16 protein-coding genes are annotated in these 14,180 nt (G+C 31.0%); 8 read left to right on the top strand and 8 right to left on the bottom strand.

Translation table 11 applies throughout. The features are described from left to right. Position 1: 1 nt before the first annotated feature. From GN138_RS07575 to GN138_RS07560, 4 genes are read right to left on the bottom strand one after another with little or no spacing between them, the layout of a single operon-like run. Positions 2-517, bottom strand: a complete 516-nt coding sequence (locus tag GN138_RS07575; RefSeq protein WP_157363187.1) for a hypothetical protein — start codon at positions 515-517, stop codon at positions 2-4. A gap of 23 nt (positions 518-540) precedes the next feature. Beyond that, positions 541-1,395, bottom strand: a complete 855-nt coding sequence (locus GN138_RS07570; protein WP_157363186.1) for a tetratricopeptide repeat protein — start codon at positions 1,393-1,395, stop codon at positions 541-543. Between the two features lie 11 nt (positions 1,396-1,406). Further along, positions 1,407-1,829, bottom strand: a complete 423-nt coding sequence (locus tag GN138_RS07565; protein ID WP_157363185.1) for a hypothetical protein — start codon at positions 1,827-1,829, stop codon at positions 1,407-1,409. Between the two features lie 18 nt (positions 1,830-1,847). Next, complete coding sequence (locus GN138_RS07560) at positions 1,848-2,375, bottom strand: hypothetical protein (protein WP_157363184.1); 528 nt, start codon at positions 2,373-2,375, stop codon at positions 1,848-1,850. A gap of 166 nt (positions 2,376-2,541) precedes the next feature. Here GN138_RS07560 and GN138_RS07555 point away from each other — a divergent pair, with 166 nt between their 5' ends. Together GN138_RS07555 and GN138_RS07550 are read left to right on the top strand one after the other, a co-directional pair. Next, the gene (locus GN138_RS07555) at positions 2,542-4,329 is read left to right on the top strand and encodes a tetratricopeptide repeat-containing sensor histidine kinase (protein ID WP_157363183.1); all 1,788 of its coding nucleotides are present in this window, start codon (positions 2,542-2,544) and stop codon (positions 4,327-4,329) included. A gap of 2 nt (positions 4,330-4,331) precedes the next feature. Continuing rightward, the gene (locus tag GN138_RS07550; protein ID WP_157363182.1) at positions 4,332-5,069 is read left to right on the top strand and encodes a LytR/AlgR family response regulator transcription factor; all 738 of its coding nucleotides are present in this window, start codon (positions 4,332-4,334) and stop codon (positions 5,067-5,069) included. Here the strand turns inward: GN138_RS07550 and GN138_RS07545 are convergent. Both GN138_RS07545 and nadC read right to left on the bottom strand, forming a co-directional pair. Further along, complete coding sequence (locus GN138_RS07545; RefSeq protein ID WP_157363181.1) at positions 5,062-6,042, bottom strand: YihY/virulence factor BrkB family protein; 981 nt, start codon at positions 6,040-6,042, stop codon at positions 5,062-5,064. The two genes, GN138_RS07550 and GN138_RS07545, sit on opposite strands and share 8 nt — an antisense overlap. Positions 6,043-6,099: 57 nt before the next feature. Continuing rightward, positions 6,100-6,957, bottom strand: coding sequence for a carboxylating nicotinate-nucleotide diphosphorylase (gene nadC, locus GN138_RS07540; RefSeq protein WP_157363180.1), 858 nt, complete (start codon positions 6,955-6,957; stop codon positions 6,100-6,102). 119 nt (positions 6,958-7,076) lie between these two features. Here nadC and rlmH point away from each other — a divergent pair, with 119 nt between their 5' ends. Further along, a complete protein-coding gene (rlmH, locus tag GN138_RS07535) occupies positions 7,077-7,550 on the top strand; it encodes a 23S rRNA (pseudouridine(1915)-N(3))-methyltransferase RlmH (RefSeq protein ID WP_157363179.1) in 474 nt (157 codons plus the stop codon). 44 nt (positions 7,551-7,594) lie between these two features. On the opposite strand, the gene hpf is transcribed toward rlmH, so the two are convergent. Both hpf and GN138_RS07525 read right to left on the bottom strand, forming a co-directional pair. Beyond that, positions 7,595-7,894: a ribosome hibernation-promoting factor, HPF/YfiA family gene (hpf, locus tag GN138_RS07530; protein WP_157363178.1), complete on the bottom strand. Its 300-nt coding sequence runs from the start codon at positions 7,892-7,894 to the stop codon at positions 7,595-7,597. Between the two features lie 163 nt (positions 7,895-8,057). Then, positions 8,058-9,044 (bottom strand): DUF4421 family protein, encoded by a 987-nt coding sequence (locus GN138_RS07525; RefSeq protein ID WP_157363177.1) that lies wholly within the window; start codon positions 9,042-9,044, stop codon positions 8,058-8,060. A gap of 59 nt (positions 9,045-9,103) precedes the next feature. On the opposite strand from GN138_RS07525, the gene GN138_RS07520 reads away from it, so the two are divergent. The 5 genes from GN138_RS07520 to GN138_RS07500 all read left to right on the top strand — a co-directional run bounded on the left by GN138_RS07520 (position 9,104) and on the right by GN138_RS07500 (position 14,173). Beyond that, positions 9,104-9,676 (top strand): non-canonical purine NTP diphosphatase, encoded by a 573-nt coding sequence (locus tag GN138_RS07520; protein ID WP_157363176.1) that lies wholly within the window; start codon positions 9,104-9,106, stop codon positions 9,674-9,676. A 99-nt stretch (positions 9,677-9,775) separates the two neighbouring features. Further along, the gene (locus GN138_RS07515; protein ID WP_157363175.1) at positions 9,776-10,339 is read left to right on the top strand and encodes a TetR/AcrR family transcriptional regulator; all 564 of its coding nucleotides are present in this window, start codon (positions 9,776-9,778) and stop codon (positions 10,337-10,339) included. Positions 10,340-10,415: 76 nt separating this feature from the next. Then, positions 10,416-10,976 carry a carboxymuconolactone decarboxylase family protein gene (locus GN138_RS07510; protein ID WP_157363174.1) on the top strand — a complete coding sequence of 187 codons (561 nt, stop codon included), beginning with the start codon at positions 10,416-10,418 and terminating at the stop codon, positions 10,974-10,976. A gap of 259 nt (positions 10,977-11,235) precedes the next feature. Beyond that, on the top strand, positions 11,236-13,134 hold the full coding sequence (locus GN138_RS07505) for a DEAD/DEAH box helicase (protein ID WP_157363173.1): 1,899 nt from the start codon (positions 11,236-11,238) through the stop codon (positions 13,132-13,134). A 238-nt stretch (positions 13,135-13,372) separates the two neighbouring features. Beyond that, entirely contained in the window at positions 13,373-14,173 is an 801-nt protein-coding gene (locus GN138_RS07500; protein WP_157363172.1) for a carboxypeptidase-like regulatory domain-containing protein, read from the top strand. Positions 14,174-14,180 lie beyond the last annotated feature (7 nt).

Raw genomic sequence — 14,180 nt, 5'->3', positions numbered from 1 at the left:
ATTATATATCAAAATAATAATGAATACCTACACCATAAGCAAAACCTGCAAATCCGCCCACACCATTATCAAATGAACCACCTATGTAACCTAATTCTACATTAAAAGCCAAGCCTTCTACAAATTCATCAATAGTTAATTCAATACCTCCACCAAAACCAAAAGACACCGTATTATATGATTCTGACACGCCAAAATATTCAACCTTTACACTAAAATAACCAGCTTGTCCGTATACATAAGGTTTATAAATAAGCTTGCTTCCTCCTGTTTTAAAATTATAAAGGTAACGCGCAGAAATAGCTAAAGAACTTGTACCAAATCCGTAAGATGCACCTCCAATAATAACTTGGCCTGCGTGAGTTTCGGTAAAATTATATTTAGCACTTAATCCATAACCTGGATAAGATGATGCAAAGCCTAATCCTAATTTTCCAGGTTCTGAAATACTTTGAGAGTACACTGAACTTAGAAATAGTAAACTGATAAGTATTGTAAAGAGGTAATTATTTTTCATGTTTTAGTGGGTAGTTATTGGTTTTAAATTTTAAAAAGTTTTCTCAGTGCAGCCGTATCTTTCTTTTTACTTTTTATTGTTGTTTCTGACTTACTTTTATTGGATGTTAATACTTTCTGATTTTTTTGAGTATTGGTATTTTCTTTTTGTCCTAGAACTTTATTGCTAGTAATTTCTTCTTTTAGAATTTGAGACATTGTACCACCAGATTTTCTATTGGCTAATGCTCTAAGTTGAGCTACATTAGTATCAAAATCTCCTAAATAAATGGAATCGTATATAGCAACAGCTTCTTTAAAACGCTCTTGTTCCTCGTAAACCCATGCTAAAAGTTCTAATTCTTTTCTAGTAATTTTTGCGCTTTTTTTATTTGGGTTTAGTGCTAGACTTTTATTAATATCTGCTTCAGCTTCTTTTAAGTTTTTTAGCGTAAAATGTACACAAGCCCTCATATAATAGGTTGTGAAATTTGGTTTTAAGGCAACCCATTGGTTATAACGTTTTAATTCACTCTCACTGGCATTTTCGCGCAAAACCAATGCACTATTGGTTCTTTGAAAATCAATAAAGTTGTAATACGTATCACAGGTATAAATTAATTCAGAATACATAGCTGTTAGCAAATCCTTGCGTGCTAATTGCCCTTCTATAAATTTCTTATTGATATCTTCTTCTGTAATAGTTGCATCTATTAAATCTGCATAATTTGGAAGGATTTCTACATAACATGTTTTAAGTACATTGTTTGTAAGACTCCTCTTTTGGCTAACCAGCTCTATACACTGGCACATATCATCTCTAAATGCTTTTTTATAGGATTGTGAGTTTGCCGACAAAACACTAATAATCAGTAATATAAACGTATTTATTAGTTTCATATATCAAATATTTAATCTTCTTCTGGTTCTGTGAAATAATTTTTAATTGCTGTCAAACAAAATTTTAGGGCCTTCTTTGTTTTATTTAAATTTATGGTCGCTTTAGCTTGTTTCATCACAGAGGCATCGCTAATTTCTTCTAATAAATCTGGCACTTCTTGCCACAAACTATCGGCATCAATTTCTGCACGTTCAATTAATTCATCTTCTATTTCTGCAGGTATTTCAATACCAGCTTTTGTTAAACTATCATACACAAAAACTTTGTGATATAATTCAAATGAATGACTAACAAAATTATCTACACTTTCTATTCTAGAACTTCGCTTGGGTGGTTTTAAACGTTTAGGCTGAGACCAACTTATAAGCGGAAGGCCTATAAAAATTGATAATATTATTACGAGATGAGGCTTGTTTGGATTGATTAATTTCATAATTAGAGATTTTAAATATTAGTTGTATTGAATAACACCATTCATAGTTAATACATTCTCATTTTCAACATTGATAACTGTTGTGTTAGAAAAAATAATTTCTTGTTCTACTTTATCTACACTAAAGCCTGTACCGCAATCTATATTACCTCCAGAGGTTGTAGCAGGAGAAGTACAGACATAACTCATTTGCACACCATTTTTAACGATAGTCATAGAAATTGATTTCTCAACATCAGCTTCATCTACGGCATTAAATTCTGCAGCAACTATTATAAACGCATTGGAATAATCTGAAGATTCTATTTCGCCATTTACAAAGGTTGTATTTTCATCTAAAAGCACAACTGAGCTAGAAGTACCTGTGGTATCTAAAGCGTCAGAATCTATATTGCCAACAGTTAAAGACGACCCAACAACAGCTGTATCTGCGCCAGATAATTGAATTGTTCCGTAAACGTTAGAATCTGAATCGTCGCTATTAGAGCAACCAACTAGTATTAAAAAAGTGAAGGCGATTTTGAGGGAATTTAGAATGGATTTCATGTTTTTGATGTTATAGATTTAATTATGTCTAAAGAACTAATTATTCTCTTCCAAAAACCATAACCAACTTATCAACGTTGGTTTTGAGTACATTAACGTTAAAACTCTAGTTTATTTTTAACAAATAATTACTATTTTTAGCCTAGCTATTAATTAAATAATTGAAATGAAAAGATATCTCAGTATCCTCTTTTTATTGATTCCGCTTGTTTGTATTTCGCAAAATAAGATGTTAGATTCTCTAGAAAATTTAATTTCTAATTACAAAACCCAAGACACCAATTATGTAAATCTTAGAATTAAATATGCAGCGAGAAAGATGTTCTTAACACCTGCAGATACCACATGGACAACGTACAACAACAAAACTTTAGAGTTATCCCAAAAACTTAATTACCCTAAAGGCATTGGTATATCTTATAATAATTTAGGTATTGTTAAACATTACTTTTTATCAGACCCATTAAAAGGCTTAGAGTATTATCAACAGGCTTATGACGTTTTTGAAAAAGAGCCAAAATTTCAAAAATATGTAATTGGAGTTCTTACCAATATTGGACTTATTTATTTAGAGCAACAAGAATATACCAAAGCTTTAAAAAGCTTTAAAACCTTACTTCATAATCCGGAAAACAAGAGCAAATACACGACTGAATTTTATATTGGAAATGTCTATGGCGAACAAAAAAAATTAGATTCTTCCATTTATTACTACAAAAAAGCATTGGTTGGTGCAGAACTAAACAAACGGCCAATTTTTATAGCCAATATCAAAACTAACTTAGGCGTAGTACAAACAAATGCAGGCTTTTTAGAGGATGGCTTATTAAACACACAAGAGAGTTTAGATATCATTGAAACTCATAACATTGAAGGCTTACGCGTTACAGCGTACACTAACGCAGCTGAAGTTTACCTGCAAAATAACAACATCGAAAAAGCTCAATATTATGCCTCAAACAGTTTAAAATTGAGTGAAGGCATCAATAGTTTATCTACTAAAAATAGTGCTTTGGCAACATTAGCTAATGTATACGCTCAAAAAGGTGATTATAAAAATGCACTGACTAACTATAAAGAACATATTGTTTTAAGAGATAGTTTAATTAATGCTGATAGAAAATTAGAAATCTCCAGAAAGGAAATTCAGTTTAAAGCCGATAAAGACAAAGCCATAGCACAAGTTGAAATTGAACGCCAAAAATCAATTAAAAATGCGTCTATTATTGGAGGAGCAGGCTTAGTTTTAGCCGCAATCATTGGTTTCATTTTATACCGAAGAAAGCGCGATGCCGTTTCTAAATCTAAAGAAGCTGAATTTAATGCCAAGGTTTCTGATACAGAATTAAAGGCGTTGCGCTCTCAGATGAATCCGCATTTTATATTTAATTCTCTAAACTCAATTGGCGATTATATCTTAAAAAACGACACACAGTCTGCTAGCGATTATTTGAGCAAGTTTGCCAAATTAATGCGACTCACTTTAGAGAATTCTGAAAAAAAGGAGATTCTACTAAGTGAAGATATTTCCCTACTTAGAACTTATATGGATATTGAGCGCAAACGCTTCAATAATACGTTTACATACAATATTATCGTCGATGAAGGACTAGATGAAGATAATATCCTTGTACCACCAATGATTTTGCAACCTTTTATAGAAAATAGTATTATTCATGGATTATCTCATAAGGAAAATTCTGGTGTTTTAACCATTTCATTTAAAGCCAAAAACGATATGCTAATTTGTAGTGTTGATGATAATGGGATAGGTAGAAAATCCTCTGCAACAAACAAAGCTAACACAGAAAACAAATCTATGGGAATGGCCATTACCAAAAGTAGAATTGAGATTATCAATAAATTAAAAAATACCAACGGAAATATTGAAATAATTGATAAAACCAAAGGTACCAGAATAGATGTTTCATTACCTATGCAATTTGCTTACTAAAAATGATAAAAACCATAATTATAGACGACGAAAAGCATTGCTCTGACCGTATTTTAAATTTAATAGAAAGACAACAACCTAACACCTTTAATGTCTTAAAAGTTATAGACACCATTGAAGACGCTTTAGAACTTGTGCCACAACTACAACCTGATTTGGTGTTTTTAGATATTAAAATTCATGAAAAAACAGGATTTGATTTTCTTCAAGCCATTGATACCATAAATTTTAAAGTCATATTTACTACAGCGTTTGATAATTTTGCTATTAAAGCCTTTAAATACAGTGCTATTGATTACTTATTAAAACCAATTGATGCCGATGATTTTAATGCTTCCGTTTCTAGATTACGAGAAACCATTTCTCAGCAAAGCATGGAGCAGCAACTTCAAAATTTATTTAAAAACATAAAACCTAACCAAAAAAAGGTAATTACAATTCCGTCATTAACAGGCTTTGAAACCTTAAAAATTGAAGACATTATTCATTTAGAAGCCGACACAAGTTATACACATATTTATACCAAAGAAGGCAAAACAATAGTCTCTAAACCCATTAAATTCTACGAAAATTTATTAGATGATGGTTTGTTTTTTAAAACACACAAATCGCATTTAATAAACTTAGACCACGTTAAACAATATTTTAAAGGCAAACAAAGTTACGTTGTAATGTCTAATAAAGCACAGGTACCAATATCAGTAAGACGTAAGGAGGAATTTCTAAAACATTTTAACTAATTATATCCTTAAAATTAATTGGTTTTTTAGCTTTAGGATGCTTCCTTAAAAACTGAAGTGAGGCATTTAACTCATAGCCTAAAAGTAAAATATTAGAGTTTAACCACAAATATAATAATAGAATTAACAAACCTCCAATTGACCCATAAAGTTCATTGTATTGCGAGAAGTTATTAATGTAAATTCCGAATAAATACGAGGTTAAAATAATAAGTAAAGTAGTTAGCAAAGCACCAACGGAAAAGAATCTAGATTTTCGTCCTTCTCGTGTTCCAAAATAATATAATGTTGCTGTAGCTATATACGTCATTGCTACAAAGAACATATACTTTGCAAAAATCACCCAACCAACACCTGAGTTATCTTCAGAGACTATTTCATTATTAATACTTTCATATAAAGGTTCTATTACATAAATCTGAAAATAACCAAAAAATGCAACAGTTAACAATACTAGTATGGCTAAAATTAGAGCTATACCCAAAGCGAATATGTATTGTTTAAACACATTTCTTGTTAATTGTTTATGATACGAATTTTCAAAGCCAGAAAAAACAGCATTTACACCATTGGCCATTAATAGCATGGATAATAAAAATACAGAAGACAATAGACCTCCTCCTCCATTTCCACTTATGTTATCAAAAATATTTGAAATGAAAAAATCCGAAGTTTGCGGTGGTAAAAATGAATTTAAAAAATCTAAAAATTCTGATTGAAAATCAGGTATTGGAATATGCGGAATTAAAATAATTACAAATAATAAAAAAGGAAATATAGCTGTAAAGAAACTAAACGCAATAGCACTAGCTCTTGTTGTTAATGCACCTTTTACAATTCCCATTACGTAGAGCTCTAACAAATCATAAATAGATAAACCTTCAAATCCTGGTAGTCTAATTTGCTTAAAAAAACGCACAATTATATTTAAAACCGGAATCTTATCTAATTTATCTTCTATGTGTTTAGTCATTATTTAGCGTTTAGCTATTGCCTTAATTCGGCTCATTTTTTAGACTTATTTATTAAACTATACTGCTTTTAAACTTAAATCTTTGTTATAAACGGAATGTGTTAATGCACCAGATGAAATATAGTCTACACCACATTCGGCATATTTTCTCAGAGTGTTTTCATTTATTCCACCAGAAGATTCAGTTAAACATTGGTTACCAATTAATTTTACCGCTTTACGAGTATCTTCATAATTAAAGTTATCTATTAAAATTCTGTAAACGCCTCCACAATTTAAAATTTCTTTAATTTCATCAAGGTTTCTAGCTTCTACAATGATTTTTAAATCTCTTTCGGTATTTTTTAAATAATCCTTAGTCAAATTAATAGCTTTAGAAACACCTCCTGCAAAATCAATGTGATTATCTTTAAGCATAATCATATCATACAATGCGAATCTATGGTTTTCACCACCACCAATTTTTACAGCCCATTTTTCTAAAGCTCTAATGCCTGGTGTTGTTTTACGTGTATCTAAAATTTTGGTTCCTGTTCCTTCTAAAATATCTACAAATTCTCTTGTTTTTGTGGCAATAGCACTCATACGTTGCATGGCATTAAGTACTAAACGTTCTGCTTTTAAAATAGATTGTGAAGCACCTTCAACATAAAATACAATATCACCATGTTTAACTCGGCTGCCATCTTCAATTAAGGTCTCTACCTTCATTTTAGCATCCACATAAGCAAACACTTGCTTAGCAAATTCTACACCAGCAATTACACCAGTATCTTTTACCAATAATTTTGCTTTTCCTTGTGCTGAAGCTGGTATACATGCTAATGAACTGTGGTCGCCATCACCAACATCTTCACGGATGGCATTAGAGATTATTAATTCTATTTCTTTATCGAATTGTGCTTGTGAAATCATATTAAATACTTATTTGATGTAAAAATAGGAAATTGATTAACGATATCCGATTTTAGAATTACGAATTATAATTCTAAAAAAAAATTAAAATGATACCTTGTAAATTGTAAATTTGAAATATGAACATTAAACTCATAGCCATAGGCAAAACGGACAACAAAAACTTAATTGCCTTAATTGCAGATTATTCTAAACGACTTGGGTTTTATATCAAGTTTGAATTTGAAGTTATTCCAGATTTAAAGAAGGTTAAAAATTTATCAGAGGCGCAACAAAAGGATAAAGAAGGTGATCTTATTTTAGCGAAAACTCAAAATTCTGATGTTTTAATTTTATTAGACGAAAACGGTAAACAGTTAGATTCTGTTGCCTTTTCTAACTATTTGCAAAAACACATGAATTCTGGTATTAAAACCCTAATTTTTGTAATTGGAGGTCCTTACGGATTTTCTGATGCCGTGTATAAAAGAGCCAACGGAAAACTAGGTTTATCTAAAATGACATTTTCTCACCAAATGGTACGGTTATTCTTTATAGAACAATTATACAGAGGGTTTACAATTCTTAGAAATGAGCCATATCATCATCGCTAAAAACTATAAACCCTCTGAAAAAACAAACGTCGTAACGTTAAATATTAAAATGTTTTATAGGTTTCTTTTCGTTTATTTAGTTGTTTTTCTAAATCGCTGATTGTTTTATTTACAGCCATTTCGTAATTTTTTTCATTTGATGTAGCAAAAATCCTTGGACCAGGAAGACTCAATTCTATTTTACAAATTTTACCAGCGTTATAATCTTTATCATCGTGCTTAAAATAGACTTGTGCCGATATTAAGAACTCATTTTTTTTTACCAATTTTTCTAATTTTTCTGTAGTAATAGCTGAAAGTGTTTCACTAACATCTGTATTTACATATTGAAAATTCACAGTCATAATCTATCTTGTTTTAATTAATAATTCTTTTGTCTAAGATAAAGATTAACAGCAATTTTCTGACTGATATATATCATAAATAATTTATAAAATTTCTAAAATTCTATCACTTAAATAAATAGAATATGGAATTTAAAACTGGGTTACTTAATAATTAATTATTCTAACTTTTAAACCTATAACCAATAGCTAGTTTAGCATTTGTTACATTTAATCTATACCTGTTAGAATAATCAAAATCAGTAGTATACAAACCATTATTATAAGTTAGACTTATGTAAAATCTATCAAAATTATAGCCCAAACCAAGCATAAAATCTAGCTTATAAATCATAGGATTACTAGGTGTATAGCTTCCGCCTTCAATGGTAAGTTTTTTATACATTACACCCATTCCTGGCATAATATTTACAGTTGCTGTAATATTTTCTGGTAATTTAAAATAAGAAATCAAACCTGCCAACACACCAACTGTTACACCTTGAAAGCGTCTAATGTTAGCCTGATCATTAAAAAATAGACTTGTGTCTTCTGTAAGAATACCAGAATTTGCAGAAAAATAGTTAAAACCAGAAAACAGTCCTATTCCTCCAGAAATTAAAACATTTTTATTTTCGTTGTCTTCCAAACCAGCTTTAAGTAAGGCATATGAGAATTCAATATCATTAAAAGTGTATAGGTAATTAATTCCAAAACTTAAAGAGCGCATATTACTTCTAAAATCATAATCTACATCAAAATTGTTTTTGGCTGTAAAACCTTTATAGCTTTGAAAATATAAATTGGTATAATGTCTTCTTTTTATAATTGTAGTTCCTTGTATATCAAACTTCTTTGTAGCTTCTTTATTTGCTTTTTTAATATTAAAAGCTAAATCTAAAATTATTTTTCTATTTGCTATACCCAAGCCTAATCCATGTCTATTGTTTGGAGCAAATCTAGCTTTAGAGGTCTCACTTAAAATACTAAATTTATTAGCTTTAAAATTGGTAAATACTCTAAAAGAGTAATTGTCTATATCCCTATCCAATAACAAGTCATCTATACCTTCCATATCTTGAGCATGTGCAGTAATATATAATAAAGAGCATGTAAAAGAAATAAAAAGTTTTAATGCTAGAGTCTTTTTAATGTTTAAAATTTTTAACAAGGATATGTAATTAGATTTATATTTTTACAATAGCTAAAATACATTAATAAAAAGACTCTATGCAACTCGTTTTCGCAACAAACAATTTAAATAAAGTAAAAGAAGTACAAGCTATAATGCCACCACACATTAAACTTTTAAGTTTAAAAGATATTGCCTGCACAGAAGATATACCAGAAACCCAATTAACCATAGAAGGTAATGCCATACAAAAAGCAGAATACCTTAAAACACATTACGGTTACGATTGTTTTGCTGATGATACTGGCCTTGAGGTTGAAGCTTTAAATGGCGAACCAGGTGTTTTTTCTGCACGTTATGCTGGTCCGCAACGTAATGCAGAAGATAATACCAATAAATTATTGACTGAATTAAAAAATAAACCGAACAGAAATGCCCAATTTAAAACGGTAATTGCTTTACATATTAATGGAAAACTCCACACCTTTACTGGTATCTGCAAAGGTGAAATCTCCAAAACAAAACATGGTGAAGGTGGCTTTGGCTACGATCCTGTTTTTAAAGCACAAGGTTATAATAAAACTTTTGCAGAAATTACGCTTGAAGAAAAAAACAGAATTGGTCATCGTGGGAAAGCCGTAACCCAACTCATAGAATTTCTAAGCAAATAAAGGTATTTCAGAATATAATGTTAAAACTTTTTTTATTACTAACCGATTGTTTAGTTTTGTGATGTAAATATAAATGTTTCTCTTATTGGGAATATAAAAATGGCCAGAACAAAACAATATAATGAAGCTGAAGTACTAGAAAAGGCCATGCGTCTTTTTTGGAAAAATGGCTATGAGTCTACTTCAATGCAAATGCTTGAAAAAGAAATGGGCATTAACAAGTTCTCTATATATTCTAGTTTTGGAAATAAGCATAGTTTATTTTTAGAGAGTTTAAAACACTATAAATCTAGCGTAAATTCGGTTTTCAATAAATTAAAAAACGGAACAAAAGGAATTGAAGACATTAAACAATTTTTCTACGATTCTGTAAGTTCTAATTTTAAAGACAACAACTTAAAAGGATGCTTTGTTACAAATACCTATAACGAATTTTCTGAAACAGAAGATGACATGGTAAAAGAGCAAATGGAAGCTTTTATGACTAATTTAAAGCAAATTATCATAGAAAAATTAAAAATAGATACTTCTAAAAATGAAGAAACTATCTTAAGGCAAGCTAACTATTTGTTATTAGCAAAACATGGTTTAGCTGCGGCATCGAGAGTAAATACAAAACAAGAAATTGAAGATTATATAGAAATGACTTTCAAAAATTTATAACACATTTTTTTTACACAATAACTAAACGAACGTTTAGAAAAGATTAACAGAATTTTAAATTAAAAACAAAATTACAATGACAACATTAAAAGTTCACACTATTGAAGATGCACCAAAAGATGCGCAACCATTATTAGAAAATTCTTTAAAAGCCTTCGGAATGGTTCCTGGTTTACACGGCGTTTTAGCGGGATCACCACAAATATTAAAAGCTTACCAAACTTTACATGAGTTATTTTCGGAATCTTCTTTTAACGAGGATGAGTTAACCGTAGTTTGGCAAGCTATTAATGTAGAACATGCATGTCATTATTGTGTGCCAGCCCATACAGGCATTGCCAAAATGATGAAAGTAGATGATAACATTACAGAAGCTTTACGTAATGAAACACCGTTAGAAGATGCTAAACTTGAAGCTTTACGCACTATGACATTATCTATTGTTAGAAATCGTGGCAATGTTTCTCAAGCAGAATTAGACACATTTTACGCTGCAGGATACGAAGAAAAGCACGTATTAGATATCATCTTAGGATTATCTCAAAAGACTATTAGTAACTACACTAATCATATTGCAAATACACCTGTAGATGCACCTTTTGAGAAGTTTGCATGGTCTAAAGACACTGTATCTTAATTCTACTCCAGAATTAATTAAATTTCAAACCTTCTGAACATACTTCAGAAGGTTTTTATAATTAAATCATAAGCTAAATGCCAACAAAATTGCAATTTAAATAAATTAACCTACCTTTGCACCTTGCAAAAAATTCATAAATTGAATTTTTAAATTCCTCAGAGTGAGGATGTGTTACCTAGAAGTTTTAGTGTTTAGTATGTCGATTCGCTTCTCTTGTAACACCAACAGAACATAATCGAATACATAAAACTCAAGAATGAGCACATTCCAAGAATTAGGTCTTAATGAAGACCTCCTTAACGCCATTACAGATTTAGGTTTTGTAAAACCTAGTGAAGTTCAACAAAAAGCAATTCCACTTTTATTAGAAGAAGAAGACAAAGACTTAGTAGCCTTAGCACAAACTGGTACTGGTAAAACAGCAGCTTTTGGTTTCCCAATGTTACAAAAAATTGATATTGAAAGTAGAACCACACAGGGATTAATATTATCACCTACTCGAGAGCTTTGTTTACAAATCACCAATGAATTAAAAAACTATGGTAAATATTGCAAGGGTTTAAATGTTGTAGCTATTTATGGTGGATCTAGTATTACCGAACAAGCCAGACAAGTTAAACGAGGCGCCCAAATAATAGTAGCAACGCCTGGTCGTATGAAAGATATGATTAGCCGCAGATTGGTTGATATTTCTAAAATTCAGTATAGTGTTTTAGATGAAGCAGATGAAATGTTAAATATGGGATTCTATGAAGATATCACAGACATTTTATCGCACACACCAGATGATAAAAGTACATGGCTATTCTCCGCAACGATGCCTAGAGAAGTGGCTACAATTGCTAAGAAATTTATGTACGACCCAACAGAAATAACTGTTGGTAACAAAAACGAAAGTACAAGTAACGTTTCTCACGAGTATTATTTAGTTAATGCAAGAGACCGCTACAGAGCCTTGAAACGTTTAGCAGACGCAAATCCAGATATATTTTCTGTAATTTTCTGTAGAACTAAAAGAGATACACAAAAAGTTGCCGAAAACTTAATTGAAGATGGCTATTCTGCAGGTGCATTGCATGGAGACCTAAGCCAAAATCAAAGAGATTTGGTAATGAAGTCATTTAGAAACAACCAAATACAAATGCTTGTAGCTACTGATGTCGCTGCACGTGGTATAGATGTAGATGATGTAACACATGTTATCAATTACCAATTACCAGACGAAATAGAAACTTACACACACCGATCTGGTAGAACAGGACGTGCTGGTAAAACAGGTGTTTCTATGGTAATTGTTTCTAAAAGTGAAGTTAGAAAGATTAAGAGTATAGAACGTATCATTAAAAAGCAGTTTGAGAAAAAGGATATTCCTTCTGGTACTGATATAGTGGAAGTACAATTAATGTCTTTAGCAAATAAAATTCATGCAACTGAGACTAATCACGAAATTGATAAGCATTTAGATAGTATTAACGAATTATTTGCCGATACAGATAAAGATGAGTTAATTAAAAAATTCTTCTCAGTAGAATTTAATCGATTCTTTGATTATTATCAAAAATCTAAAGATATAAATGTTGTAGAATCTAGAGGTGATAGAGATGGCGGACGAGATTACGCAAAACAATCTAACGATACACGTTACTTTATAAACGTTGGTAGTAAAGATGGTTTTGATTGGATGAAATTAAAAGATTTCTTAAAAGAACAACTAGAATTAGGGCGTGATGATGTCTTTAAAGTAGATGTAAAGGAAAGTTTCTCGTTTTTTAATACAGAAAATAACTTAAAAGATAAAGTTTTAGAATTCTTCACTGACTTCAAACACAATGGTCGTTTTGTAAACGTAGAAGTTAGCGAAAATAGAGGTCGTAGTGGTGGCGGAAGACGCGATAGAGGTCGTGGACGTGGCGGAAACGACAGACGTTCTGGTGGTGGAAACCGCAGAAGAGATGACAGAGGAAATAGGCGCTCTAGTGAAAGACGTTCTTCTGGTTCTAGAAACCGAAGCGATAGAAGAAGCAGACGCTCTGATAACAATAAAAATGACAGAGGAGGCGATAGAAAATTTAACGATTCTAGAGGAGACAGACGCCCAGAATCTACTAACTCCTCTGGTTCAGATAGACCTAGACGTTCTAGACGCAGAGATTAAATGTCGTTTAGATAATAATTTTACAACTAATAAGATTATAAAGGCGCATACAAAATCCAAAACTTGAAAAATTAATTTAAGTTTTGGATTTTTTCATTTCAAACTCTAAAACTCTAAAACTCTAAAACTCTAAAACTCTAAAACTCTAAAACTAAAGTTTGTTAATTTTAAGTCAAATATAAAGGTCCAATATGTTAAATCGGTTTTGTTTATTACCTTTACCCAGTAACACTACTACATGCGATATTTATTAATTCTCATTATATGCTTAACTACAGTCCAAGGCTATAGTCAAGACAGCACAGCCACAAAAACGCCAACAACAGTTAAAGGTACTTTAGTTAGTGCCTCTACAGAACTACCATTAAGCGAAGCAAACATTGTAAATATTAATCAGGTTATTGGTACAGCTTCAAACGACGAAGGTGAATTTGAAATCAAAGCCAACGTAAATGATACCCTTCATTTATCTTACTTAGGTTACAAATCAATTAAAGTCCGAGTTACAAACGACTGGTTAAAATTTGGAGAAACAGAAATTCAAATGACAGAATTGGCCTTAGCATTAGAAGAAGTTACCGTAAAACAATTAGAACTTACAGGTTATTTAGAAGTAGATATGGAGCAAATTCCTGTAACTTCTAACAACCGTTATCGTATATCTGGCTTACCTGGACAAGGTTATGAAGCTGGTAAACCTAATATAGCAACCAAAGTTTTAGGTGCAATATTTAATCCTGCAGATTTCTTATACAATATGTTTGGAAAAAAGCCCAACGAAATGCATAAGCTAAAGAAAATGAAGGAAGATGATGAAATTAGAAATCAATTGGCAAAACGTTTCGATAGAGAAATGTTATTAGTTCTACTCCAAGTTACAAAATACGATTTAGACGAAATTGTAAACCAATGTAACTACTCTAAAGACTTTATAAATACGGCAAACGACCTTCAAATTTTAGACGCTATTAGCGAGTGTTACGAAGAATATAAAGTAATAAGAAATAGCAAGGAACGAAAAACAAATAAGAAAAATTAAAGCTGAA

Source organism: Winogradskyella endarachnes (genome assembly GCF_009741275.1).
GTDB lineage: Bacteria > Bacteroidota > Bacteroidia > Flavobacteriales > Flavobacteriaceae > Winogradskyella > Winogradskyella endarachnes.
The sequence above is the reverse complement of the archived record's forward strand: the minus strand, read 5'-3'. Positions and strand labels throughout refer to the sequence as shown.